We start from the raw sequence: 475 nt of genomic DNA, 5'->3' as shown, positions 1-475 counted from the left end.
CGGCGTGTTCGACCCGGCGGATGAGCGACGTGTACTGGTCCGTCCCGACGGACTTCTTGAGGTAGTCGGTGACGCCGGCCTGGATGATCTCGGCGGCGACGTCGCCGGTCTCCTCCCCGGAGAACAGCAACACCGGCAGTTTCTGGTGGGTCTCCCGGATGGCTTCGAGGAAGTCGATGCCGTTCATCTCCGGCATGCTGTAATCGCTGACGACACAGTCGAAATTCGTCTCCGAAGACCGAATCATCGTGAGAGCGTTCTTGGGATTCGTCTCCGTCGTGACAGTACAGTCAAGGCCGCTGTCTTCTCGTTCGAGATACGTTTCGACGAGGGCTCCCAACGCCGCGTCATCGTCGACATGGAGTATTGAGAGCGAGTCTTCCGTCTCCATTCTTTGCTATCAGGGATAGAGTACGCAAGTAGTTGACGCCTATCTTGAGGTATTTGATAATCAACTGCGCGACCAGCCGCGGGC

The 475-nt window shown here is 57.9% G+C and carries 1 protein-coding gene; it reads right to left on the bottom strand.

From position 1 onward, the window contains the following. The coding region (locus FY251_RS21120) for a response regulator (RefSeq protein ID WP_148416886.1) at positions 1–391 on the bottom strand (391 nt) is incomplete at its 3' end. Positions 392–475: the final 84 nt, after the last annotated feature.

The organism is Haloferax sp. KTX1 (assembly GCF_902410085.1).
Classification (GTDB): domain Archaea; phylum Halobacteriota; class Halobacteria; order Halobacteriales; family Haloferacaceae; genus Haloferax; species Haloferax massiliensis.
The sequence above is the reverse complement of the archived record's forward strand: the minus strand, read 5'-3'. Positions and strand labels throughout refer to the sequence as shown.